Source organism: Novosphingobium oxfordense (assembly GCF_044029435.1).
GTDB lineage: Bacteria > Pseudomonadota > Alphaproteobacteria > Sphingomonadales > Sphingomonadaceae > Novosphingobium.
This window is the reverse complement of sequence record NZ_CP147008.1, coordinates 2,291,933-2,314,683: the sequence shown is the minus strand read 5'-3', so window position 1 is coordinate 2,314,683 and position 22,751 is coordinate 2,291,933. Positions and strand designations below refer to the sequence as shown.

Genomic DNA, 22,751 nt, shown 5'->3' with positions numbered 1-22,751 from the left:
CATGCATCAGTCGTTCGGCTCCTTCGACGACCGCGCCCTGGCCGCTGCCGGAACCTCCATCGCCATCGTCGGCATGTCCTGCCGCTTTGCCGGTGCACGCGGGCCCGACGAGTTCTGGGCCATGCTGCGCGATGGGCGCGAGGGAATAGAATCGTTCGGGGAAGCCGAACTGCTCGCCGCCGGCGTGCCGGCCGCGCTGCTACGCAATCCGAACTACATCCGCCGGGGCGCGCCGCTGGCGGACATGGAATGCTTCGACGCCGGCCTGTTCGGCCTCAGCCAGCGCGATGCGGCGATCATGGATCCGCAGCACCGGCATTTCCTGGAATGCTCGTGGGAAGCGCTGGAAGATTCGGGGCACACGCCACAGGGTTTCACGCAAGCCACCGGCGGCGGCCGGATCGGTGTTTTCGCCGGGTCCGGCCACAACGCCTACATGCCGTACAACCTGCTGACCAACGGCAAGCTGGTGAACGACGTGGGCCTGTTCCTGCTGCGCCACACCAGCAACGACAAGGATTTCCTGACCACCCGCGTCTCCTACCTGTTCGACCTGAAGGGGCCGAGCATCAACGTGCAGACGGCCTGCTCCACATCGCTGGTGGCGATCCACATGGCGATGCAGAGCCTGCTGGCGGGCGAGTGCGACATGGCGCTGGCCGGCGGCGCTTCCATCGAACTGCCGCACCGGCGGGGTTACCTTTACGAAGAAGGCGAAATCCTTTCGCCCGACGGCATGTGCCGGCCGTTCGACGTGGCGTCCAAGGGTACCGTGTTCGGCAGCGGCGTTGCCGTGCTGGCGCTGCGCCGGCTTGAGGATGCCATTGCCAGCGGCGACCATATCCACGCGGTGCTGCGCGGATCGGCGATCAACAACGATGGCAGCGGCAAGGTCGGCTATCTGGCCCCCAGCGTGGACGGGCAGGCAGCGGTGATCGCCGAAGCGCTGGCCGTGTCGGAAGTCGACCCGGCCGAGATCGACTATGTGGAGGCGCATGGCACCGGCACGCCGATCGGCGATCCGATCGAGGTGGCCGCGCTTACGCAAGTCTATCGCGGCGCCGCCAATCCTGCGAAGCGCTGTGCGCTTGGCTCGGTAAAGGCGAATATCGGGCACACCGATACCGCCGCCGGCGCGGCCGGGGTCATCAAGGTGGCACTGGCCATGCGCCACGGGGAAATCCCGGCAGTTCCGCATTTCACTACTCCCAACCCAGATTGCGCGTTCGAAACCGGTCCATTCCATGTGCCGGCTTCGAGCGCGCCCTGGCCCCGGCGTGATCAAGCCCCCCGACGCGCCGGGGTCAGTTCCTTGGGCGTAGGCGGCACCAATGCCCATGTGATCATGGAGGAGGCGCCGCCGCGCATGCCGGGCAGCGCCAGCCACCGTCGCCGCCAGCTCCTGCTTGCCTCCGGCCAGAGCACGGAGGCGGTGCAGGCCAACCTTTCGGCACTGGCGGCGCACTTCGCCGCGAACCCCGACGCATCGCTGGCGGATGCTGCCTTCACGCTCGTCGCCGGGCGCCGTCACCTTCCGATGCGGCGCTTTGCGGTCGCGGGCAATGTGGCGGAAGCGGCAGAGGCGCTGGAAGCGGCCGCGCAGGAGCCGGCGAGCCGGGCCTCCTGCATCCCCGGCCGCCCGGTCGCCTTCCTGTTCTGCGGCGGTGGCCCGCAGCACGTGGACATGGCGCGCGGCCTTTACGAAACCGAGCCGGTATTCCGCGCTGAAATCGATCGCGGCCTGGCACTCGCCACGCGGATCGGTGCGCCGGACTTGCGCCGCTGGCTTTTCCCTTCCGAGCCTGACAGGGCGCACGCTGCCGAGGAACTGGAGCGGCCCTCCATCGCCTTGCCCGCGCTGTTCATCGTCCAGACCGCGCTGGCCCGCCTCTGGATGTCGCTGGGGGTCCAGCCTGCCGCGATGATCGGCCACAGTTGCGGCGAATATGCGGCTGCGCATATCTCGGGCGTGGTCGATCTGGAGACCGGCCTGCGCATCGTCCACGCGCGCGGCCGGCTGTTCGAAACCACGGGCGAGGGGGCCATGTTGGGCGTGCCGCTGGCCGAGGCGGAACTGACCGCGATCCTGCCGGCGGACCTGTCCATCGCCACGATCAACTCTCCGCGCCTTTGCGTGGTGTCGGGCGCGGCCGAGGCCATCGCCCGCTTCCACGCGGACCTGACCGCGCGCGAGATCGATGCGCAGGCGATCCCGATCACGGTTGCCGCGCATTCGCCGATGCTGGATCCCATCCTGCCCGAATTCCGTGCCCTGCTGCGGACGATGGATCTGCGCGCGCCGACGATCCCCTTCGCCTCCAACCTGACCGGAGACTGGGTCCGCGCCGAAGAGGCGCGCGATCCCGAATACTGGGTGCGCCACTTGCGCGAACCGGTGCGCTTTACCGACGGGCTTCAGCGCCTGCTGGACGATCCCGAACGCGTGCTGCTGGAAGTCGGTCCCGGGCGGTCGATGGCCAGCCTGGCCCGCCATCACCCCGGGCGGCCGGCCGCGCAGCCGGTCATCAGTTCGATGCGCCATCCGGACCAGCAGATTGCCGACGATGCCTGCTGGATGCAGGCGCTGGGCGAACTCTGGGCCGCGGGTGTAGAGCCGGACTGGAAGGCCTGGTGGGGCGAGGAGCGCCGGCTGCGCGTTCCGCTGCCGACCTATCGCTTCGAACGGCAACGCCACTGGATAGAGCCCGGCGCGGCGCTGGCCGTGGCCGGTGCCGGTCATGCCGAGAACGACCGGCTTGACCTGGCGGACTGGGCCAACGAACCGGTCTGGACCCGCTGCGAATTCCCTGAGGCGGAGCCGCTGGAAGGGCCGGCGCTGGTGCTGTGCGACGAAGCCGGCTTCGGTGATCGGCTGGCCGCCCGCTTGCGTTCGAAAGGCGTGGCCGTCGCCACCGTGCGCGCCGGCAAACGCTGCGTGGAAACGGCGGAGGGCGCTTATGTCGTGCGCCCGGCGCAGCGCATGGACTGGGCCTGGCTGCTGGGCCGTCTCGCGGAGAAGGACCTTCTGCCGCGCCAGCTTCACCACTGCTGGCTGGTTTCCGCCCATGCGCGAAGCGACAACTGGCTTGAAAAGGGTCTGCACAGTCTTGTCGCCCTGGCGCCCGAACTGGCCGACGCCTGTGATGGCGCGGACGTCGCCCTGGCGCTGGTGACCAATCAGGCGCAATGCATCGGCGACGGGACGGTGGACCCCCTGAAGGCCAGCGCCATCGGCGCCGCGCGGACCATCCCGGCCGAATATCCGGGGCTGCGCCTGCGGGCGATCGACATCGATCACGCGGCCACGGCCCACCCGAAAGCGACTGCCGCGCTGGCCGACTGGCTGATCGCGGGCCTTGCCGATGCCGATCCGCACGAACTGGCGGTGCGCGCGGGTGAGGGCTGGGTTCTGGACCATCGCATGATCCCCGGCGGGCTTCCCGCCGATCGGACCGGCTGGCTGCGCAAGAACGGCACTTATGTCGTGACTGGCGGCCTTGGCGGCATCGGCCTGACTATTGCGCGTGATCTGGCGAGCCGGTTCGGCGCGCGGATCGTGCTGGTCGGCCGCACGCCGCTGCCGCCGCGCAGCCGCTGGAGCGAACTGCTGGCGCGGGGCGATCTGCCGCTGGCGAGCGAGGAGAAGATCCGCAAGCTGCTGGCGCTAGAAGCGGCGGGGGCGCAAGTGGAACTGGTCGTCGCCGACGTTGCCGATGCGCGGGCGCTGCGGCGTGGCTTGCGGCGGGCCATAGCGCGCTTCGGCCCGATCACCGGCGTATTCCACGCCGCCGGTACGCTGGACGACGGGTTGATCGAAACCCGCACGCGTAGCGACATGGAAGCCGTGCTGCGCCCGAAAGTGGCCGGCACGCTGGCGCTGGAACAGGCGCTGGAGGGGCATCCGCCGGAGTTTCTGGTGCTCTTCTCGTCGATCAGTGCGTTTGCCGGGCTTCCCGGGCAGGTCGACTATGCGGCGGCCAACGCCTTCCTCGATGCCTATGCCCGTTCGCGCCGCCACGATCCGGTGACCCGGGTGCTGTCGGTGGGCTGGAGCCAGTGGGCCGAAGTGGGCATGGCCGCCGCGCTCAACCGGGTGGAGGGCGCCGCCGACGAACTGCCCGCCGATCTGGGCCGGGCCGATCCGGTCTCGCACCCGTTCCTGGAGGCGATCCACACGATCTCCAGCCAGGAATTCGTGGTTACCGGCACGCTTTCGCCCGATCGGCACTGGCTGCTGGACGAACATCGGGTGGTCGATACCGGGGCCGTCCTGCCGGGAACCGGTTATCTGGAACTGACCCGGGCGGCGATTGCGCTGGTGATGCCGGGGCCGCTGGAATTCTCCGACTTCTCGTTCCTGCGTCCGTTCCGGGTTGCGGATGGCGAGGGGCGCGCGTTGCGCATCCATGCCCGCCGCCGCACCGAAGGCGGATGGCGCGTCTCCGTGCTCGGCCGCCCCGCGCAGAGTACCGAGGATGGCGACTGGATCGAGCATGCCCGGGGCCTTGTGCGCGCCCACGGCGTCGCGCCGCTGAATGCCACGCTGGACCTTGACGCGATTGCGGAGCGTTGCCGGCCGGGCAGCGGAGGCAGCGCGGACCAGCCCCGGCTGCGGTTCGGGCCTCGCTGGGCCAACCTCTCCCGCACGCTGTTGGGCAAGGGTGAGGCACTGCTGCAGCTCGACCTGCCCGAACGGTTCCGGGGTGATCTGGGCGAAGTCTTGCTCCACCCCGCGCTGCTCGATTTCGCGACGGCCGGGGCGCAGGCGCTGATTCCCGGGCGCGATGCGGGCCGGGATTTCTACGCCCCGTTCACCTATCGCCGCTTCCTGCTCCACGCGCCGCTGCCCGCGCAGATCGTCAGTCACGTGCGGCTGCGCGGGGGCGAGGACGGCGGACAGACGGCGGTCTTCAACGTCACCATTACCGATCCTGATGGCATGGTGCTGGCCGAAGCCTGCGAATTCACGATGATGCGCGTTGCCGATGGCGGATTGCTGGGCGGCGAGAATGCAGCCTCGACCAACGCCGTTGCCCGCGTGTCGACGGCGGCGCCTCTTGGCCAGGCGATCCTGCCCGAGGAAGGCGTGCGTGTGGTGGACCGGCTGCTATCCGGCGCCGGGCGGCCGCATACGGTGATTTCGCCTTATCCGCTCTCCGGCGTGCTGGCGCGTCTGCGCCAACCGGCGCGCCGTGCCGTCGCGAGTGGCGGCGGCGATCCGGAAGATCTGCCGGCGACCGAGGCGGAAAGGACCATCGCCGAACTGTGGTGCGACCTGTTGGGGATGGAATCGGTCGGCCGCCATGACAATTTCTTCGACCTTGGCGGTCATTCGCTGCTGGCCGTCCAGTTCACCAATCGCTTGCGCCGCAAGACCGGGCAGACGCTGCCGCTGGCGGCCATGCTCGGCCAGCCGACCGTCGCGAACCTTGCGGCGATCATCGATCCGGACAGTCGCCCGCTTGGCAATGTGCCGGTAGCGGCGGAAACGGTTGAGGACGGGATCATCACCATCCGCAAGGGCGGACCGGCCACGCCGCTGTTCTTCATCCATGACGGACTGGGCGAGACGCTGCTCTATCGCGGCCTTGCGCTCCGCCTCGATCCGGCGCGGCCGGTGCTGGGCCTGGAACCGCTGCGGAGCGAGGACGGCAACTACGTCCACACTCGCATCGACGAGATGGCCGGCCACTTCGTCGGCCTGATCCGCCAGGCGCAGCCAGCGGGCCCCTATCTGCTGGCCGGGCTGTGCGCGGGCGGGGTGATCGCCTTCGAAGTGGCGCGCCAATTGCAGGACCATGGCGAGCAGGTGGCCTTCGTGGGCATCATCGATGCCGCCGATGTGGAGGCGCGCAAGCTTCGCTTCCGCAATTCCCGGCTGAGGCTGGCGCGCGTGAGGGCGCAAGTGAGCGGGTTGAAAGCCGGGCAGGCCCTGTCCGAACTGACGCGCCGGGCGTGGAACATGGCCCGCTGGGAAGTGGGCTCCCGCGTGCGGCACATGCAGGACCGCCGCACTGTGCAGACGATGCGGGTGGCGACCGAGAGTGCGCCCCGCCCCGCCATCTCGTTTCTGAAGCTTTACGAAGTCGCGCACCGCGAACACCGGCCGCGCGGCATTTTCGAAGGCGGCATGGTGGCGCTGTTCAAGGCGCGAGACCTGACGGACCTGCCCGACGATCTGCCCTATCGGATGACCTATCGCGACTATGCGCTGGGCTGGGGCAAGCGCGTGCGGGAGGAGATCGTGATCGTCGACGTACCGGGCGGCCACGGCAGCAACCTGCAGGAGCCGCATGTGGAGACGCTGGCGCCGCTGTTTCAGGAGGCGCTGGACACCGCACTGGCCGATATCGCGCCGTCCCTTTCCGGCGCCAACGATTCGATGACCGACGAACTGCTGGGGGTGGCCGCAGAATGACGCAAGCAACCGGCAAAAGGGGCGACGCACAGCACACGCTGGATGTGGTTCTGGTGAATTATCGCACCGGGGCGCTGGCTGTCGCCTGCCTTGAAACGTTGGCCGCCCAGCGGGGGCCGGACATTCGCCTGCGCGCCTTCGTGGTGGACAATGCCTCTCCCGACGATTCCGCCAATGTCATCGAAAAGGCCATCGCCAGCAAGGGCTGGGACTGGGCGCGGCTGATCCGTTCGCCCGTCAACGGCGGGTTCGGCGCGGGCAACAACCTGGGTTTTGCCGCCGTGCTGGAAGAGGACGATCCGGCCGAGACGATCTGGCTGCTCAATCCCGATACGCGGGTGATGCCGGGCGCCGTGGCGGCGCTGGTGCGTTTCATGGCGCAAGTGCCGGCGGCCGGCATCGTCGGCACGGCGCTGCTGAATGGCGATGGGCAGCCATGGCCCTATGCCTTCCGCTTTCCCGGCGTGCTAGGCGAACTGGAGCGCGGGCTGCGCTGGCGTCCTGCCTCGGTCATGCTGGCGCGCCATGCGATCCCGCGCCTGATGGGCGCGCAACCCGAACGGGTGGACTGGGTCAGCGGGGCCAGCTTCGCGGTCCGCACTGCGATGGTGCAGGAGGGGCTGCGCTTCGACGAGGGCTTTTTCCTCTATTACGAGGAAGTCGATTTCTGCCGCATGGCGCGCAATCAGGGCTGGCAATGCTGGTATCTGCCGCAGGCGGTCGTCCTGCACATCGTGGGCCAGAGCACCGGCGTTCCGGCCGGGAACGCGGGCGTACGGCGCATGCCCGCCTACTGGTTCGATTCGCGGCAGCGCTATTTCGTGAAAAATCACGGGAAAGCCTATGCCCTGGCGGCCGACGTCGCGTGGATGGGCGCGCATGCGCTGTTTATGATGAAGCAGGCGTTGCGCCGTCAGAAGCGCAACGATCCGCACCGCCTGCTGAGCGATTTCGCCCGCCACAGCGCCTTGCTGCTGCGCCCGGGCCAAAGGCTTGAAAGTGCCTAGCATCGCGCCGCGCGCGGTTGCGGCGCCACGGGACGATGCCGAAGCGGCTTTGCGCCGCGTCGGACTGGTGGGGCAACGGATTTCCGCCCCCTTTCCGTTGTGGCTGGTGGCCGTGCCCGATCGCGTCGATGCCGGGCTGCTCGCCCTCCTGACCGAAGCGGAGCTGGCACGTGCCGGGCGTTTTGCCGACGCGTTGCTGCAAAGGCGCTATCTGGCCGCGCACGGGGCGCTGAGAGTGTTGGGCGAATGCTATTTCGGAGTGGAGGCCGCGCGCCAGGATTACCGGCCCAACGGCTTCGGCAAACCCTATCTGTCCGGACCGGACGGCGCCCAGTGCAGCATCAGCTACAGCGGTGGATGGATCCTGGTGGCGTGGTCGCGCGAAAGCGAGATCGGTGTCGATCTGGAGATCGTCCGGCCCATAGAGGATGCCGGCGACCTGGTTGCGCTTCATTGCACGCAGGCGGAACAGCGGGAGCTGGGCCAGCGGGAATTGGCGCAGGGCGAAGAAGGGGGCGCAGTGCGCCCCCTCTCCGATCTGGCATTCCTGGGGCTGTGGACCCGAAAGGAAGCCTGCATGAAGGCAATGGGTAAGGGTTTCGCGATTCCGCCGTCTTCATTCGACTGCGGGGCCGGTCCCGTAATCAGCGAGGTCCATATCGACGGACATTGCGTGGAGTGCGGAAATTACGACCTGAAGGGCGACCTTGCGGTCGCTTGGGCCCGGTTGCGCCGCGTGGCCTGACCGGAACCATCGGCATATGCTGCCTGACAACCTGGCTTATTGTTGGGGCTGGAGAAGCCCTTCGCGGATGACATGTGCGATCATGTGGGCGCGGTTGCGCGTCCTGGTCTTTAGCCGAACGTTTTCAACATGGCGTTCGACAGTGCAAGGCGCGATGTTCAATTCAATTGCCGTTTCTTTGGCAGAACGGCCCATTGCGACATAACGCAATACATCCAATTCACGGGCCGTAAGTTGCACGGCATCATCATTACCAAACCTGTGCATGAAATTCCCCCATTTAATTGGTGAAGCCAACTTGGCCTCCTTCGTAGTGTTACCTAGTGACCCAAGTGAGTCACGCTATATTTTGGGCGCGGGTACAGCCGGATGGATTTGCATCGGGCTATCTTTCGCATCACATGAGCCGGCCGAAGTCATACTTAATCGCCGAATGGGTATGACAGTTGCTCCGGCGGGTTATGTACACGTTTGCACATAAATCCCCGCAGCAGGGTCTGCTGCGGGGTGCAGGTGACTGGCTCTCTTGCGGGAAAATGACGGGGTCTCGTTAGCTCCTAGCTAACAAAACCGCTTTTCGGCAAAGGCTTCCGTTGATGGTCGAGCCGTTCCGTATGCGCGTTGAACCGGGGCTGGCGGGCCTTTCTGGCATCACCTGAGGGTGTGTTCGGGGTGAGGGCATCGCGTGCCGGGCGCAGCGGTTCGGACAGTGCCAGTTCGCGGGCCATGACGGCCGCTTGTGTCCTATTTCGGACCCCCAGCTTTTTTAAAATCGATTTTACGGTGGCTTTCATCGCGGATTCGCTGACCCCAAGGTCGCGCGCGATGGCCTTGTTGGGCAGGCCTTGACCCAGATGGATGAGGACGGATCGCTCACGCGGGTTAAGGTTGTACGTGTCGGTGGAGGTCCGCTGCGGCGGGGAACTGGTCACCAGCAGCATGTTGTCCAGCAGGTCCACCAGTTCGGGCGGGGCCACTTTCTGGCCGATCGCCACCATCTGCATCATCGCCACCAGCGATTGATAGGGAACGTGGTCAAGGAAATAGGCGTAGGCGCCCGCTGCGTAGATCGCCACCATCTGCGGAAAATCGAAAGTGTCCACCAGCGTGACGATCCGCGTGCCCGGAAAGCGGGTGTGCGTCGCCGCCACGGTCAGCGCGCCATCGGGGCCCAGCAGCGATCGGTCGATCACCAGGATGTGGGCTTCCGATGCGCAGGGCAGCGCAAGGTCCAGCTCGTCCAGATCGTCGACGGTCTCGACGATCTCGAACCACGAATCGGAAAGGATGCGGCGCACGCCTTCCCGGACGAGTGCATTTCTTATTGCGAGAGAGACTGCGGTAGCCATCGGGTTCGAACGCCTCTGTTTTCCAACGCGCAAATTGTGCAGCGCCTCAGACGAGGTGGCCGTATGTACTGCTCCGCCAAGCAGGGATTTCAAAGTGGATGCCTGTGCATTCTATTAGTGTTGTTGCGTTGTCGCAATCTGTTCGATGCGCGGCGATGCCCTGTAGGTCTGTGAGGAAGGTCTGGGCCGCGCAGCGGGATGCAGGCTGATGACCGAACGGCCGGACGGTCAATGGCGGGGTATCGGCAAAGGCGCATTCTCGTGCGCACCGGTCCGGCGCGATATTCACTTCATTGCCTTGGTGATTTCCGGGGGGAGGATTGGGGGATAGGGTAACGTGGTCCCCGGCCACCGAATGGCGAAAGCCGGCGTTTTCCGGCTTTCTGCGCCGGTTGCAGATAAGTCGTGCGCAGCAAAAGTGCGATCTGCGCGTTCGACTTCATCGTGCGGCCGGTGCATGCATCGGTACGCCACCAATTTGCGGGAGCTTGGACATGAAGGGCATCATCCTGGCGGGCGGAAGCGGAACGCGGCTCTATCCGATGACGCTGGCCGCATCGAAGCAGCTGATGCCCGTCTACGACAAGCCGATGATCTACTATCCGCTCAGCACGCTGATGCTGGCGGGGATCCGGCAGGTCCTGCTGATATCCACCCCGCGCGATCTGCCCGCCTTCCGCGAGCTATTGGGTGATGGCAGCCAGTGGGGCATGGAGATCGAATATGCGGAGCAGCCCCGGCCGGAGGGTCTGGCGCAGGCCTATGTGATCGGCGCGGATTTCGTGGCGGGCGAACCTTCGGCGCTTATCCTGGGCGACAATATCTTCCACGGCCACGGCCTGCCCGAACTGCTGGCGCGCGCCGCCGGGCGCGGCCATGGTGCCAGCATCTTCGCCTATCACGTGCAGGATCCCGAACGCTACGGCGTGGTGGAGTTCGACGCCGGGATGAACGCGGTCTCCATCGAGGAGAAGCCCCGGCATCCGCGATCCAACTGGGCGGTGACGGGCCTCTACTTCTACGATGCGCAAGTGGTGGACATCGCCGCGAACCTGCAGCCTTCGGCGCGGGGCGAGCTGGAGATCACCGACGTCAACCGCGCTTATCTGGAACGGGGCGCGCTATCGGTGGAACTGATGGGGCGGGGCTATGCCTGGCTGGACACCGGCACGGCGGAAAGCCTGATGGACGCCGCCGAATTCGTGCGCATCCTGGAGAAGCGGCAGAGCGTGAAGATCGCCTGCCCGGAAGAGATCGCCTTTCGCCGGGGTTTCATCGACGAGGGACAGTTCGAACGCTCGATCTCGCGCCTCGGCAAGTCGGATTATGGGCGCTATCTGCTGGGCATTCTGGCGCAGGCCAGTGTCGCGAACGGCGCGGCGGCAATTGCCGAAAGTGAGGCGTTCGGGGGAACGTCCGTCAGGCGTGCCGCCGCGGGTTGAAGCGCCCGATCAAGAGGGGGCGCTGAAAGAGGTTAGCCGCAGAGAGGTTAGCCGGCGTCGCCCATATCGTCGTCCGCAGGTGCGGCGGCGATCGTGGTTTCGGTCATCGAAGAAGCTTCGGCGTAGATGAAGCCGAAGACCGGGTTCGTGCGCGATCCCAGGCCGCCGGAGGGGGCATAATACACGCGCACTTCGCTCCAGTCGCCGGCGGCGGACACGTCCTCCGCCAAGGCACCGCGATCGATCTTTCCGGGACCGGACCAGTTGGCATGGTCGAGCAGGATGTGCCGGGAATCGACGATCTTCTCGACGACGGCAACATGACCCAGCGGCATCGCCTGCGACGGCGCCATGGTCATCACCGCGCCGATCTTCGGGGAACTGCCGCGCGCATAGACGCCGCGTGCCTGCTCCCACCAGGTCCAGGCATTGCCGTGGATGTCGATGCCCGAATGGTCGCGGGCATAGGGCACGCATTGCAGCGGAGAGGCCAGCGCCTGGCCGGAAAGTCCGCCGGCAAGGCCCACCGCGAACAGCAGCGCCATCGCGCGCGCCAGAACCGGGCGACCCGGCATTTTGATCTTGTTGTTCATGCTTCCCGAAGATGCTTTGACAAAAGAGACCCACACGCCGTCACCGACGCCACCCACATTCTTTTACGAAGCCTCCCCGGCGACCCGCTGACGATGCTGCGAAACAGCATCCACGGAGGGAAAGGCATGCCGAAACGGTCGACCCTGTTTCGATCTCAACTGATCGACGGAGTGCGATTCGTCCGGTGGACCAGTCAAAAGCAGGGCCGCTTTCGCTTGGCCACCGGCTTGCCTCCAACCGGTTCTGGATAGCGATGGATGGAGTTCGTCGCGGGAACAATTTCGATTTCGGTGCCGTCAATGTGCGGCAAGGTGCCGTTCAGGTCCGCCGTTCCACGGGGCGGGGATCGATCGAAGCGCAGGAGCAGGCCATGGTCGCCATCGGATGCCTTTCCCTTATCGTGCTGCCGCTGCTCGGCCTGGTTCTGGGCGGACTGCTGGGCGGCGGCACCGGCGCGAAATGGGGCGCGGGGGTGGGGCTGGTGCTGGCGATAGGTCTTTGCGGCATAACGAGTTACGCCTTGGTCAAGGCCGCGCGGAGCAAGTAGCGCTGCTTGTCAGGCAGGCATCCAACCCCCTTGTCCCCGCCGGCTGCATGGCCCATGTCGGCACTCCCCCCAAACGAGTTTTCGAGGATGCCCTCCATGGAATACGCGCTCTTGATCGACGGCAAGCTGGTGCCCGGCGCCGCCACGCTGGAAGTCGTCAATCCGGCAACCGGCAGCCGCCTCGCCCTGGCGCCCCGCGCGGACGAGTCGCAGGCCGAAGCGGCGATCGCGGCCGCTCGCCGTGCTTTTCCCGCATGGTCGGGCCGCAGCTACGCCGATCGCCGCGTTTATCTTGAGCGACTGGCCGCCGCGATGACGGAAAGGGCGGAGGATTTCGCCCGCCTGCTTACGCAGGAACAGGGCAAGCCGCTGGATCAAGCGCGCGGTGAGGTCGGCGCCAGCATCGCCGCGATCACCTATTATGCGGAGCAGGAACTGAAGCCGCATACCCTTCGCGAAACTGCGGAGGAACGGATCGTCGAGCAGCGCTATCCGCTGGGCGTTGTGGCCGCGATCACGCCGTGGAACTATCCGCTGCTACTGCTGGTGGTGAAGATGGCGCCCGCGCTCATCACCGGTAACGCGGTGATCGCCAAGCCGGCGCCGACGACACCGCTGACCACGCTGCTGCTGGGTGAGGTCGCCGCAGACATCCTGCCCGCCGGCGTCTTCCAGACGCTGGTCGACCAGAACGACCTAGGCGCGCTGCTCAGCCGCCATCCGCATGTCGCGCACGTCAGCTTCACCGGGTCGACGCCGACCGGCAAGAAAGTGCTGGCCAGCGCGGCCGACACGCTGAAGCGCTTCACGTTGGAGTTGGGCGGCAACGATGCCGCGCTGATCCTCGACGATGCGGACGTCGCCCGCGTCGCTCCCCGGATCTTCGCGGGCGCGACGACGAATTCCGGCCAGATCTGCCTTGCAATCAAGCGCGTCTATGCTCCGCGCGACATGGTGGACGCCCTCTGCGATGCGCTTGCGGGGCAGGCTGGCGATGCGGTCGTGGGCGATGGGCTGGAGCAAGGCACCACGATGGGCCCGATCCAGAACCGCGCGCAGTACGAAAAGGTGCTCGGCTTCATCGAGGAGGCGAAGGGGCAGGGCACGCTTGTTGCCGGCGGCGAGCCGATCGACCGAGACGGCTACTTCATCGCGCCGACCATCGTGCGCGACTTGCCCGACGATGCCCGTCTGGTGCGCGAGGAACAGTTCGGCCCGGTACTGCCGGTGCTGGCCTACGACGATCTGGACGATGCCATCGCCCGCGTGAACGACAGCGATTACGGCCTTGGCGCAACGATCTGGACCTCCAACGTGGAGCGCGGCGCGGAAGTGGCGGCGCGGATCGAGAGCGGCACCGTGTGGGTCAACCGCCATCTGGAATTGCCGTTCGACGTGCCTTTCGGGGGCGCCAAGCAGTCCGGCATCGGTCGCCAGCAGGGGATCGAGGGCATGGAGGACTTCACGCAGCCGCGCATCGTCAACGTGGCTCTGGCCTGAGGTTACCGGCGATGAGCGACGTGCTGCTATTCTCTTATGGCACTTTGCGCGATCCGGCCGTGCAAAAGGCGCTATTCGGCCGGCTTGTCGATGGCGAGCCGGACGCCATTCCGGACTGGCGGCAGCGGATGATCGAGATCACCGATCCCGAAGTCATCGCCAAGAGCGGCACCCGCTGGCATCCGATGGTGGAACGTAGCGACGATCCGGCCGACGCGGTGGAAGGCACGGTTTTCCGGCTGACCGCCGCGGACGTCGCCAGCGCAGACGCGTACGAAGTGGACTATGTGCGCCGCGAAGTGCGATTGCGTTCGGGCACTGTGGCCTTCATCTACGGCGACCCCACCGAATGATCGTCCGCCCCAAGCCGGGTCTATGGCAAGTTGCCTTTGCGGTTCGCGGCTCCATCCTGCCGCGGATCGCGGGGCGACTGGCGTCGATCGCGGTGATCTGCGTTTTCGCCGTTCTGGCGGCGGAGGCCCGCCCCGGGCTGTTTGCGCAGATCAGCGCCATTCCCTTCACGTTGATCGGCATAGCGCTGTCGATTTTCATGAGCTTTCGCAACAACGCCTGCTACGATCGTTGGTGGGAAGGGCGAAAGCTGTGGGGCTCACTGGTGATCGCCGTCCGATCGCTGGCACGGCGGATAACTACGCTGGACGAAGGCGATCGCGCGTTCATTCTGAACGGCGTATCCGGTTTCACGGCAGGCCTTGCCGCTCGTCTTCGTGATCGGGACGAGGTTGCCGCCATTGTCGCGCATTCCGGTGAGGGGCCATGGCGCGGTGCCGTCAATCCGTGCGACCGGCTGCTTACCGAGATCGGCCGGCGCTGCCTCACGCTCATGCAAGCGGAGAAGATTGGCGCAATCCATCATTCGCTGATCGAGGAGCAACTGCACCTACTTGCCCAGGTGCAAGCGGGCTGCGAGCGTATCGCGCTGACTCCGGTACCTTTCAGCTATTCGCTGCTGTTGCACCGCACCGCCTATATTTTCTGTCTGGCGCTGCCGTTCGCTTTGGCCGGAACACTAGGCTGGTGGACGCCTTTGCCAGTGCTTCTGGTCAGCTACACGTTCTTCGGCCTCGACGCGCTGGGCGATCAGTTGGAAGATCCCTTCGGCATGGAGCCGAACGACCTGCCGCTCGATGCCATGGCACGCACGGTGGAGCGTGAGATGCTGTCAGCCTTGGGCGAATGCGATCTGCCGCCCGCGATCGCACCGGTGAACTACCTGTTGAACTGAGCCGCAGCCGAACGACGGGAAGGCTCAATTCAAACCAAGCAACCACTCGTCGATCATCGCCCGCCCGGCAGCGACGGCACCGGGGCCCAGTTCCTCATGCGCGCGGCGTAGCGAGGCCTCGTCACCGCCAGCCTCGATCACGGCGCCCGGCCATTGCTCGATCCACGCATCGAAGCGCGGGTCCATGCCCATTTCGGCATGGAACTGAAGCGCCAGGATATTGCTGCCGCGCCGGAAGGCCTGATGTTCGTAGACATGGCTGGATGCCAGCAGTTCGACGTTTTCGGGCAGGGTAAAAGTGTCGCCGTGCCAGTGCAGCACCGGCACGCCGGAGATATGGCGCAGCGGCCCTTCCAGCGCCGTGTCGCGCACGGTCACCGCGTGAAAGCCCACTTCCTTGGCCGGCCCCGCATAGACATGTGCGCCCATTGCCGCTGCGATCATCTGGGCGCCGAAGCAGACGCCCAGCGTTGGCCGGTCCGCTTCCAGCCTGCGGGCAAGGCGGCGCATCTGGCACGAAATCCACGGATGCACGTCCTGCTCATAGATCCCCATCGGTCCGCCCATCATGATGAGCAGGTCCGGCTCGCACAAGTCGAGCGAGGAAAAGGCCGGATCGGTCACGTCGATACGGTCGACGAGATATCCGTGGTCTTCGATGGGCTGGCGGTATCCGGCCACGCCCTCGTGCGGGACGTGCCGGATGATCAGCGCGGATTTCTGCGGCATTTGGGGGTGGGTGCGCCTTACTGGAATCGCTTCTTTTCGGTGACGTCGATCTGCACGACGCGGCCGTCGTGGACGGTCAGCGAGATATTCCCGTAACGCAGGTTCTTCAATGCTTCGCGAACGGTGGCGATGTTTTCTTCAAGCTGTCGTTCCGTCTGGGACGCGTTGCCCGTCTGGGGCGAATTGGCAGTCATCGGGGGCTCCTTGAAATCAGCTGGCAAAGGTCAGGGCGCGCCGGGCTTCGATCCGCACGGTCTGGCCGATGGTGGGGGGAATTTCGTTGGCGTCGATGTCGATTTCGACCACGGTTTCACTGGCCGCAAGGCGACCCTCGACGCGCCAGGCGCTGCCCTTGCGGAACACGTTGTCCACTGCCAGGGCCTGTCCGCCTTCGGAGACGATGGCGATGTCGTGCGGGCGCACATGGCGGCCATCGGGCAGGCGGTTGGTCTCACCCACGAAGTGCGAGACGAAGGCCGTGGCCGGCTCCATGTAGACCTGCTCCGGCGTGCCGATCTGGTCGATCCGGCCGTGGTCCATCACCACCACGCGATCGGCCAGTTCCAGCGCTTCTTCCTGATCGTGCGTCACGAAGATGGAGGTCAGGCCCATCTGCTTGTGCAGATCGCGCAGCCAGCGGCGCAGATCCTTGCGGACTTTGGCGTCCAGCGCGCCGAACGGCTCGTCCAGCAGCAGCAGGCTGGGTTCGATGGCAAGAGCGCGGGCGAGCGCCACGCGCTGGCGCTGGCCGCCCGAAAGCTGGCCTGGATAGCGCCCGCCAAGACCCTCAAGCTGGACGATGCGCAGCAGTTCCTCCGCCCGATCGCGGATTTCGGTCTTCTTCGGGCGGTTCTTCGCCTTGCGCACGTTAAGGCCGAAGGCGACGTTGTCCGCCACCGTCATATGCTTGAACAGCGCATATTGCTGGAACACGAAGCCCACGTTGCGCCGCCCGACCGGGATGTGGGACACGTCTTCGCCATCGAAGTAGACGTGGCCTTCGTCCTGAAATTCCAAGCCGGCGATGATGCGCAGCAGCGTGGTCTTGCCCGAGCCGGAGGGGCCGAGCAGGGCAATGAACTCGCCCGGCTGGATCTCAAGATCGATGCCGTGGAGCGCGGCGTAATCGCCAAAGCGCTTGGTGATGTTCTCGACGCGGATCAATGCTTTGCTCCCGAGTGAAGGTCGAAGCGCCATTCCAGCACGCTCTTGAGGACGAGCGTGACGAGGGCGAGGGCGGCCAGCAGCGAGGCGACCGCGAAGGCTCCGACGAAATCGTATTCGTTGTAGAGGATCTCGACATGCAGCGGCATGGTGTTGGTCTCGCCCCGGATATGGCCGGAGACGACCGATACCGCGCCGAATTCGCCCATCGCGCGCGCATTGCAGAGCAGTACGCCGTAGAGCAGGCCCCAGCGGATGTTCGGCAGGGTCACGTGCCAGAAGGTCTGCCAGCCATTGGCCCCCAGCGAAACGGCGGCTTCCTCGTCATCCTTGCCCTGTTCCATCATCAGCGGGATCAGCTCGCGCGCAACGAACGGGAAAGTGATGAACACGGTGGCGAGGATGATGCCGGGTACGGCGAAGATGATCTTCAGATCATGCTCGGCCAGCCAGGGGCCCAGCAGGCCCTGAGCGCCGAACAGCAGCACGAAGATCAGGCCCGAGACCACCGGAGAGACCGAGAACGGCAGGTCGATCAGCGTCAGCAGCAGGTTCTTGCCGGGGAAGCTGAACTTGGTGATCGCCCAGCTTGCGGCAAGCCCGAAGATCACGTTCAGCGGCACGCTGATCGCCGCGATCAGCAGCGTCAGCTTGATCGCGGCCAGCGCATCGGGGTTCACCACGGCTTCCAGGAAGGGCTCCAGCCCCTGCTTCAGCGCCTCGCTGAACACCGCCAGCAGCGGCATGACGAGGAAGAAGGCAAGGAAGGCAAGCGCCAGCAGGATCAGGATCACCTGCGTGGGGCGGGTTTCGGTTCCAACGCTGCGCTGGGTCATGCTCCAAGCCTCCTGCGGCGGGCGGACTGCAACGCATTGAGCGTGAACAGGATTGCGAAGGAAATCAGCATCATGACCATGGCGATCGCGGTTGCGCCGTCATAGGCATATTGCTCCAGCTGGGTGACGATCAGCAGCGGCGCGATCTCGGTCTTGCCGGGCATGTTGCCGGAAATGAAGATCACCGATCCGTACTCCCCCACGCCGCGCGCGAAGGCGAGCGCCGCGCCGGTGAAGAGGGCCGGCATGATCGCCGGGAAGATCACGCGAAAGAAAGTCTCGAAACGGTTGGCGCCCAGCGTGGCGGCTGCTTCCTCCACATCCTTGCCCAGATCGGCCAGCACCGGCTCCACCGATCGCACCACGAAAGGCAGGCCGATGAAGACCAGCGCGATGGTGATGCCGGCGGCGGTGAAGGCGATCTTGATGCCCAGCGGGTCCAGGAACTGCCCGATCCATCCGGTCGGCGTGTAGAGCGACGTCAGCGCGATACCCGCAACCGCCGTCGGCAGCGCGAAAGGCAGGTCCACCAGCGCGCCGACCACCCGCTTTCCGGGGAATTCGTAGCGGACCAGAACCCAGGCCACCAGCAGGCCGAACACGGCATTGATCACCGCCGCAGCGGCCGCCGTGCCGAAGCTGAGGCGATATGCGGCCAGCGCGCGCGGCGAAAAGCCCACTTCCACGAAAGCGTGCCAGCCCATGCCGGCCGATTTCAGGAACAGGGTGGATAGCGGAATGAGCACGATCAGCGACAGCCAGGCCAGGCTGAACCCGAAGGTCAGCCCGAAGCCCGGCAGCACCGAAGGCGCACGCCAGCGCGTCTTGCGCTTTGCGGTTGAAGTCATCTGCAGTGGCCTGCTCGATTGGGGGCGCCGGGGGTCAGGAACCCGGGGGCGCCGGTTTACTTCTTGGTGTAGATCCGGTCGAACGCGCCCCCGTCGTCGAAGAACGTTTTCTGAGCCTTGGTCCATCCGCCGAAGTCCTTGTCGATAGTCACGAGGTTGATCTTCGGGAACTGTCCCGCAAACTGTTCGGCGATCTTGGGATCGCTGGGCCGGTAGAAGTTGCGCGCGATCGCCACTTGCGCCTCAGGCGTGTAGAGATATTCGAGGTAGGCCTTGGATACTTCCTCGGTGCCATGCTTCTTCGCGTTGGCGGCGATGACGGCAACCGGCGGCTCTGCCAGGATCGAGATCGAGGGATTGACGATTTCGAACTTGCCGGCGCCAAGCTTCTTCTCGGCCAGCAGTGCCTCGTTCTCCCAGGCCAGCAGGACGTCGCCGATGCCGCGTTCGACGAAGGTGGTGGTCGATCCGCGCGCGCCGCTGTCCAGCACGGGCACGTGCGAGAAGAGCTGCTTCACATAGGCCTCGCCCGCCGCTTCCGATCCGCCGCCGGCCTTGCGGCCATAGGCCCAGGCGGCCAGGAAGTTCCAGCGCGCGCCGCCGCTGGTCTTGGGGTTGGGGGTGATGACCTCTACGCCCGGCTTCACCAGATCGTTCCAGTCGTGAATGCCCTTCGGATTGCCCTTGCGGACGAGGAACACGATGGTGGACGTGTAGGGAGAGCTGTTGTCGGGCAGGGCCTTCTGCCAATCGGCGGGCAGCAGCTTCGCCTTGGTTGAGATCACGTCGATGTCATAGGCCAGCGCCAGCGTGGCGACATCGGCGTCGAGCCCGTCGATGATCGCGCGGCTCTGCTTGCCCGAACCGCCGTGGCTCATGCGGAAGGTCACGTCCTGCCCGGTCTTCTTCTTCCAGTAGGTGGCGAAGGCTGGGTTGATCGCTTGGTAGAGTTCGCGAGTCGGATCGTAGGAGACATTGGTGATCTGAACGCTGTTTCCAGCCTTCCCGCCGCCCCCGCAGCCCGCAAGCGAAGCGGTCAGCGCCGTTGCGGCTGCCGCGGCAAGGAACATGCGGCGGTGGATTTTGGTGGCACTCATCTTGTCACGTCTCCCGTTCAGAAGTGCATGCCTAATCTCAATTGATTTGGTTGACATTAAAGTTCTTGTTGCAGGGATACAAGCGGGGTTTTGGAGGCAGGCCATCGCCCATGCGAGGGAGGCGGAATAAGGCGCGCGGCAAGGTGCTCCGTTTTCAAGATATGCCGTGAAAAGAAGGCGTGTTCCGGCGTTCCCATTCAGGAATCACAATGGATGGGGCGCTGCCGCGTTCCAGTGACAGGCAGCCGAAAACACCCGCGCCTTCATCCAAGGCGCGGGGCATAAAGGTCAAGGGATCACCGGGGCGGTAGCTTTCGCGCTACCGGCGGCGGGTCACTCGGCGCCGTTCTGCTTGATAAGGTGGTAGGCGCCGCCCATCAGGCGCGTCACGTCTTCCGCGCTGAGGACATATTGCGGCTCGTAGCTCAGGCCCATTTGCGCGGTGCGCTTCCAGCGATCCACGTAGAGGCCCTTGTTCGGCCCGAAGACCAGATCGACGTGCCGCGCCAGCCGGGCCGGTCCCTGAGCCGAATAGGCGGATCGGAAGATTGAAATGTCGACGATATAGCCGCCGATCATCACCCAAACGTGGCCGTTCCAGTCCGGATGGGCCCAATCCGTATCGGCGTCGCCAAAGATCGTGGCGCCGTCGAACGGCATGCGGTCGCCAAATACCGGCACGCCCTCGACCGAGAGCGTGCCCGCCACGACCTGGATGGGCGCATCCAGCCGGCTTTCGAGATGGACGGCCAGGGCGGCGCTCATCAAGGCGCTGGTTCCGGGGGCCGACGGGAAAATCTTCAACAGATCGACCGCGCATTTCGACAGCACGGCGCGATCGGCCTCGCTCATTTCATAGGCCTTGAACGCCTTGGCGGCGGGCCAGCCATGCTGCGCGGCTATATGCTTACCCAGTTCGACGAGATCTTTGACAATCGACATGGCGGCCCCTTAGCGCCGCAAGCAGTCGGAGGCCATAGCCCGACTGGTTGATCCTCACACCATCGGGCTGGCCCGGCCGTCCCGGTGGTGGAGCATGGCTTCGGTCACTTCCAGCGCGCGCCGCAGCCGCCGATGGTCCACGCTGCCGCCGATCGATAGCCGCACGGCATGTTGCGAGCACGCGGGATCGACGCGGAAGTGCTCGCTAGATACGGCCGAAACGCCCAGCGTGCGCAAGGCGTTTACCAATTCGAATGCACGCGTTTCGCCGGGGAGAGGGATCCAGAGGTGATAGCCGGTCGGCGCTGCGCGATAGGTATCGGCGGGCAGGACATCGGCGACGATCGCCTGCCGCGCCTGACATTCGGCACGCACTTCGCCGACGAGTGTCGCCCAGCTACCGTCGTTCAGCCAGCGCGTGGATACGGCCATGTTGAGTGGCGGCGGCATGATCGTGGTCTCATGCGTATCGGTGGCAAGGCGCAGCGCGTCGCGAAGAAGGGGCGCGCGAAGATAGGCGATGCGCAGCGACGGGGAGATCAGCTTGGACAGGCTGGCGACATGCCACGTCCGCTCCGGCGCCAGCGCGGCAAGGGGAGGAAGGTCGCCGGTCCCCAGGCGGGAGTACGGATCATCCTCTATGATCAGCACGTCGTACCGGCGTGCGATCTCGACGATCCGTGTCCGCCGTTCATGGCTGAGTGTCGCGGTCGTCGGATTGTCGTTGTCCGGAACCAGATAGACGGCGCGGATGGTTGCCGCCGCGCAGGCCCGCTCAAGCCCATCCGGATCGATGCCGTGCTCGTCGGCGGGAAGCGGGACGATGGTAATGCCCCGCCGGCGGCAGATGGCCGTCCAGCCCGGATAGACGAAGGGTCCGGTGCAGACCGAGTCTCCGGGTTGCAGGATGGAACTGGCAACGGCGTGAAGCGCGGTCTGCGCGCCGCTGGTGACCACGACGTTGTCTTCGCTCGCCTCGATGCCGGAGGAGGCGAGCCACTGCGCTCCGGCGGAGCGATCCTCGGGCGATCCGCCTGACGGTTGGTATTGCAGGCGGTTCGCTGCGGCGGGCCCGCTCAGAACTTCCTGCAAGTTTGCCGCGAAACTCTTTGCGAATGTGCCGCTCGCTGGGACCGGAGGCAGGTTCATTCCGGTGTCGAAAGGGGGGATCTCGTCCGCAGCGTTGCTGCCGGGCCTTCCCCGCACGAAGCTGCCGCGCCGGCCTTCTGCATCGATCAGGCCTTGCCTGCGGGCCTCCGCATAAGCGCGAGTCACCGTTCCGGCATCGACCCCGAGAGCATCCGCCAGTTCGCGCTGGGGCGGAAGACGATCGCCGGGGGTCAGCCGGCCCTGTTCAAGATCGCGCGCAATGGCGGCGCATATGGCCAGATAGACCGGTCCGTTGACCTGCCCGATATCCGGCAGCCATCTTTGCGTCGTGGTATGCATTGACTTTGTATGCATGCAAAACCCATATAAGGCAATATCGACTCGAGGGACACGCTTACGCGGATTGGACCATGACGACACCAGACACACCGCAGACCACCAAAGCGCAGTGGATATTCCGCTGCGGTCTCAAAGGCTTGTGCCCGCGTTGCGGGAAGGGGCCGATGTTTCGCAAGTGGCTGAAACTGCAGACTACCTGCCCGAATTGCGGGCTGGACTACGGCTTCGCTGCGCCGGATGACGGGCCGGCGTTCTTTTCACTCTGCCTCATCGCCTTTCCACTCACGTTCTTCGCGGTGTGGTTGCAGGTCGCCTTCGAACCGCCGTTCTGGGTTCACCTGGTAACCTCGTTCCCCTTGCTGGGGATCGGGTGCGTGGTGCCGCTGCAATATATCAAGGGCTGGCTGGTCGCCTCTCAATACGTGAACAAGGCGCAGGAGGCTGGGACCGAGAAGCTTTGGGCCGATCTCAACGCGCGGGCGAAGCAGCGTGACGGCTGAGGGCACCTTGGAACGCGTTCGTCCGTCGCGACAGCGGCCGCTCGATTTGGCCCGCGCATTCGTGGCCGGATGCTTCGATGCGACCGGACGCGCGGACCTTTCGCGCGCGGTGCGTGACGGGGAGGGGGACGACTTTCCGGAAATCCGCGTCGCGCTCGATCTGTTCTCCGCGCAGGCGGGATTGGTGGAACGGTATGAGGAAGCGCTCGGCCAATATGCCGATCACGGCTTCTGGGACGATGCCATGCCGGGCGGCGCGCTGGCGACGCACGACGGCGGGCTGATGGCGCGCAATGTGCTGGCCGGCCGCCCTGCGTTCTTCCATCGCGACTGACCAC

The 22,751-nt window shown here is 65.6% G+C and carries 21 protein-coding genes; 10 read left to right on the top strand and 11 right to left on the bottom strand.

Annotated elements, in window-relative coordinates; all coding sequences use genetic code 11:
- The first annotated feature begins 1 nt into the window (after window position 1).
- Genes WBP07_RS32560 through WBP07_RS32550 form a run of 3 tightly spaced genes read left to right on the top strand, consistent with a single transcriptional unit; the run spans window position 2 to window position 8,170 of the window.
- Entirely contained in the window at window positions 2–6,418 is a 6,417-nt protein-coding gene (locus WBP07_RS32560; protein WP_395397392.1) for a type I polyketide synthase, read from the top strand.
- The gene (locus WBP07_RS32555) at window positions 6,415–7,425 is read left to right on the top strand and encodes a glycosyltransferase family 2 protein (protein ID WP_395397391.1); all 1,011 of its coding nucleotides are present in this window, start codon (window positions 6,415–6,417) and stop codon (window positions 7,423–7,425) included. Before WBP07_RS32560 ends, WBP07_RS32555 begins: the two co-directional genes overlap by 4 nt.
- Window positions 7,418–8,170, top strand: coding sequence for a 4'-phosphopantetheinyl transferase family protein (locus tag WBP07_RS32550; RefSeq protein WP_395397390.1), 753 nt, complete (start codon window positions 7,418–7,420; stop codon window positions 8,168–8,170). The genes WBP07_RS32555 and WBP07_RS32550 overlap by 8 nt, the downstream gene beginning before the upstream one ends.
- A gap of 36 nt (window positions 8,171–8,206) precedes the next feature.
- On the opposite strand, the gene WBP07_RS32545 is transcribed toward WBP07_RS32550, so the two are convergent.
- Entirely contained in the window at window positions 8,207–8,467 is a 261-nt protein-coding gene (locus tag WBP07_RS32545; RefSeq protein ID WP_395397389.1) for a response regulator transcription factor, read from the bottom strand.
- 260 nt (window positions 8,468–8,727) lie between these two features.
- Window positions 8,728–9,468, bottom strand: a complete 741-nt coding sequence (locus tag WBP07_RS32540) for a LuxR C-terminal-related transcriptional regulator (RefSeq protein WP_395397388.1) — start codon at window positions 9,466–9,468, stop codon at window positions 8,728–8,730.
- A 545-nt stretch (window positions 9,469–10,013) separates the two neighbouring features.
- Here WBP07_RS32540 and rfbA point away from each other — a divergent pair.
- Complete coding sequence (rfbA, locus tag WBP07_RS32535) at window positions 10,014–10,961, top strand: glucose-1-phosphate thymidylyltransferase RfbA (RefSeq protein ID WP_395397387.1); 948 nt, start codon at window positions 10,014–10,016, stop codon at window positions 10,959–10,961.
- 47 nt (window positions 10,962–11,008) lie between these two features.
- Here rfbA and WBP07_RS32530 read toward each other — a convergent pair whose 3' ends face one another.
- Window positions 11,009–11,554: a CHAP domain-containing protein gene (locus tag WBP07_RS32530; protein ID WP_395397386.1), complete on the bottom strand. Its 546-nt coding sequence runs from the start codon at window positions 11,552–11,554 to the stop codon at window positions 11,009–11,011.
- A gap of 185 nt (window positions 11,555–11,739) precedes the next feature.
- On the opposite strand from WBP07_RS32530, the gene WBP07_RS32525 reads away from it, so the two are divergent.
- From WBP07_RS32525 to WBP07_RS32510, 4 genes are all read left to right on the top strand, one after another.
- Window positions 11,740–12,102 carry a hypothetical protein gene (locus WBP07_RS32525; protein WP_395397385.1) on the top strand — a complete coding sequence of 121 codons (363 nt, stop codon included), beginning with the start codon at window positions 11,740–11,742 and terminating at the stop codon, window positions 12,100–12,102.
- A gap of 96 nt (window positions 12,103–12,198) precedes the next feature.
- Window positions 12,199–13,602: an aldehyde dehydrogenase family protein gene (locus WBP07_RS32520; protein ID WP_395397384.1), complete on the top strand. Its 1,404-nt coding sequence runs from the start codon at window positions 12,199–12,201 to the stop codon at window positions 13,600–13,602.
- An 11-nt stretch (window positions 13,603–13,613) separates the two neighbouring features.
- Complete coding sequence (locus WBP07_RS32515) at window positions 13,614–13,955, top strand: gamma-glutamylcyclotransferase family protein (RefSeq protein ID WP_395397383.1); 342 nt, start codon at window positions 13,614–13,616, stop codon at window positions 13,953–13,955.
- Window positions 13,952–14,848 carry a bestrophin family protein gene (locus WBP07_RS32510; protein ID WP_395397382.1) on the top strand — a complete coding sequence of 299 codons (897 nt, stop codon included), beginning with the start codon at window positions 13,952–13,954 and terminating at the stop codon, window positions 14,846–14,848. Before WBP07_RS32515 ends, WBP07_RS32510 begins: the two co-directional genes overlap by 4 nt.
- 24 nt (window positions 14,849–14,872) lie before the next feature.
- Here the strand turns inward: WBP07_RS32510 and WBP07_RS32505 are convergent, their stop codons facing one another.
- The 8 genes from WBP07_RS32505 to WBP07_RS32470 all read right to left on the bottom strand — a co-directional run bounded on the left by WBP07_RS32505 (window position 14,873) and on the right by WBP07_RS32470 (window position 21,913).
- On the bottom strand, window positions 14,873–15,577 hold the full coding sequence (locus WBP07_RS32505) for a glutamine amidotransferase (RefSeq protein WP_395397381.1): 705 nt from the start codon (window positions 15,575–15,577) through the stop codon (window positions 14,873–14,875).
- Window positions 15,578–15,594: 17 nt separating this feature from the next.
- Window positions 15,595–15,771 (bottom strand): YezD family protein, encoded by a 177-nt coding sequence (locus WBP07_RS32500; RefSeq protein ID WP_395397380.1) that lies wholly within the window; start codon window positions 15,769–15,771, stop codon window positions 15,595–15,597.
- 16 nt (window positions 15,772–15,787) lie between these two features.
- Window positions 15,788–16,741 carry a sulfate/molybdate ABC transporter ATP-binding protein gene (locus tag WBP07_RS32495; RefSeq protein ID WP_395397379.1) on the bottom strand — a complete coding sequence of 318 codons (954 nt, stop codon included), beginning with the start codon at window positions 16,739–16,741 and terminating at the stop codon, window positions 15,788–15,790.
- Window positions 16,738–17,577, bottom strand: coding sequence for a sulfate ABC transporter permease subunit CysW (gene cysW / locus WBP07_RS32490; protein WP_395397378.1), 840 nt, complete (start codon window positions 17,575–17,577; stop codon window positions 16,738–16,740). Before cysW ends, WBP07_RS32495 begins: the two co-directional genes overlap by 4 nt.
- Complete coding sequence (gene cysT, locus WBP07_RS32485) at window positions 17,574–18,425, bottom strand: sulfate ABC transporter permease subunit CysT (protein WP_395397377.1); 852 nt, start codon at window positions 18,423–18,425, stop codon at window positions 17,574–17,576. The genes cysW and cysT overlap by 4 nt, the downstream gene beginning before the upstream one ends.
- 56 nt (window positions 18,426–18,481) lie before the next feature.
- Entirely contained in the window at window positions 18,482–19,495 is a 1,014-nt protein-coding gene (locus WBP07_RS32480) for a sulfate ABC transporter substrate-binding protein (RefSeq protein WP_395398295.1), read from the bottom strand.
- Window positions 19,496–19,855: 360 nt separating this feature from the next.
- Complete coding sequence (locus WBP07_RS32475) at window positions 19,856–20,464, bottom strand: hypothetical protein (RefSeq protein WP_395397376.1); 609 nt, start codon at window positions 20,462–20,464, stop codon at window positions 19,856–19,858.
- A 54-nt stretch (window positions 20,465–20,518) separates the two neighbouring features.
- On the bottom strand, window positions 20,519–21,913 hold the full coding sequence (locus WBP07_RS32470) for a PLP-dependent aminotransferase family protein (RefSeq protein ID WP_395397375.1): 1,395 nt from the start codon (window positions 21,911–21,913) through the stop codon (window positions 20,519–20,521).
- 71 nt (window positions 21,914–21,984) lie between these two features.
- Between WBP07_RS32470 and WBP07_RS32465 the strand changes: the two genes are divergently transcribed.
- Both WBP07_RS32465 and WBP07_RS32460 read left to right on the top strand, forming a co-directional pair.
- The gene (locus tag WBP07_RS32465; RefSeq protein ID WP_395397374.1) at window positions 21,985–22,413 is read left to right on the top strand and encodes a DUF983 domain-containing protein; all 429 of its coding nucleotides are present in this window, start codon (window positions 21,985–21,987) and stop codon (window positions 22,411–22,413) included.
- 61 nt (window positions 22,414–22,474) lie between these two features.
- Window positions 22,475–22,747 carry a hypothetical protein gene (locus WBP07_RS32460; protein ID WP_395397373.1) on the top strand — a complete coding sequence of 91 codons (273 nt, stop codon included), beginning with the start codon at window positions 22,475–22,477 and terminating at the stop codon, window positions 22,745–22,747.
- The last annotated feature ends 4 nt before the right edge of the window (window positions 22,748–22,751 follow it).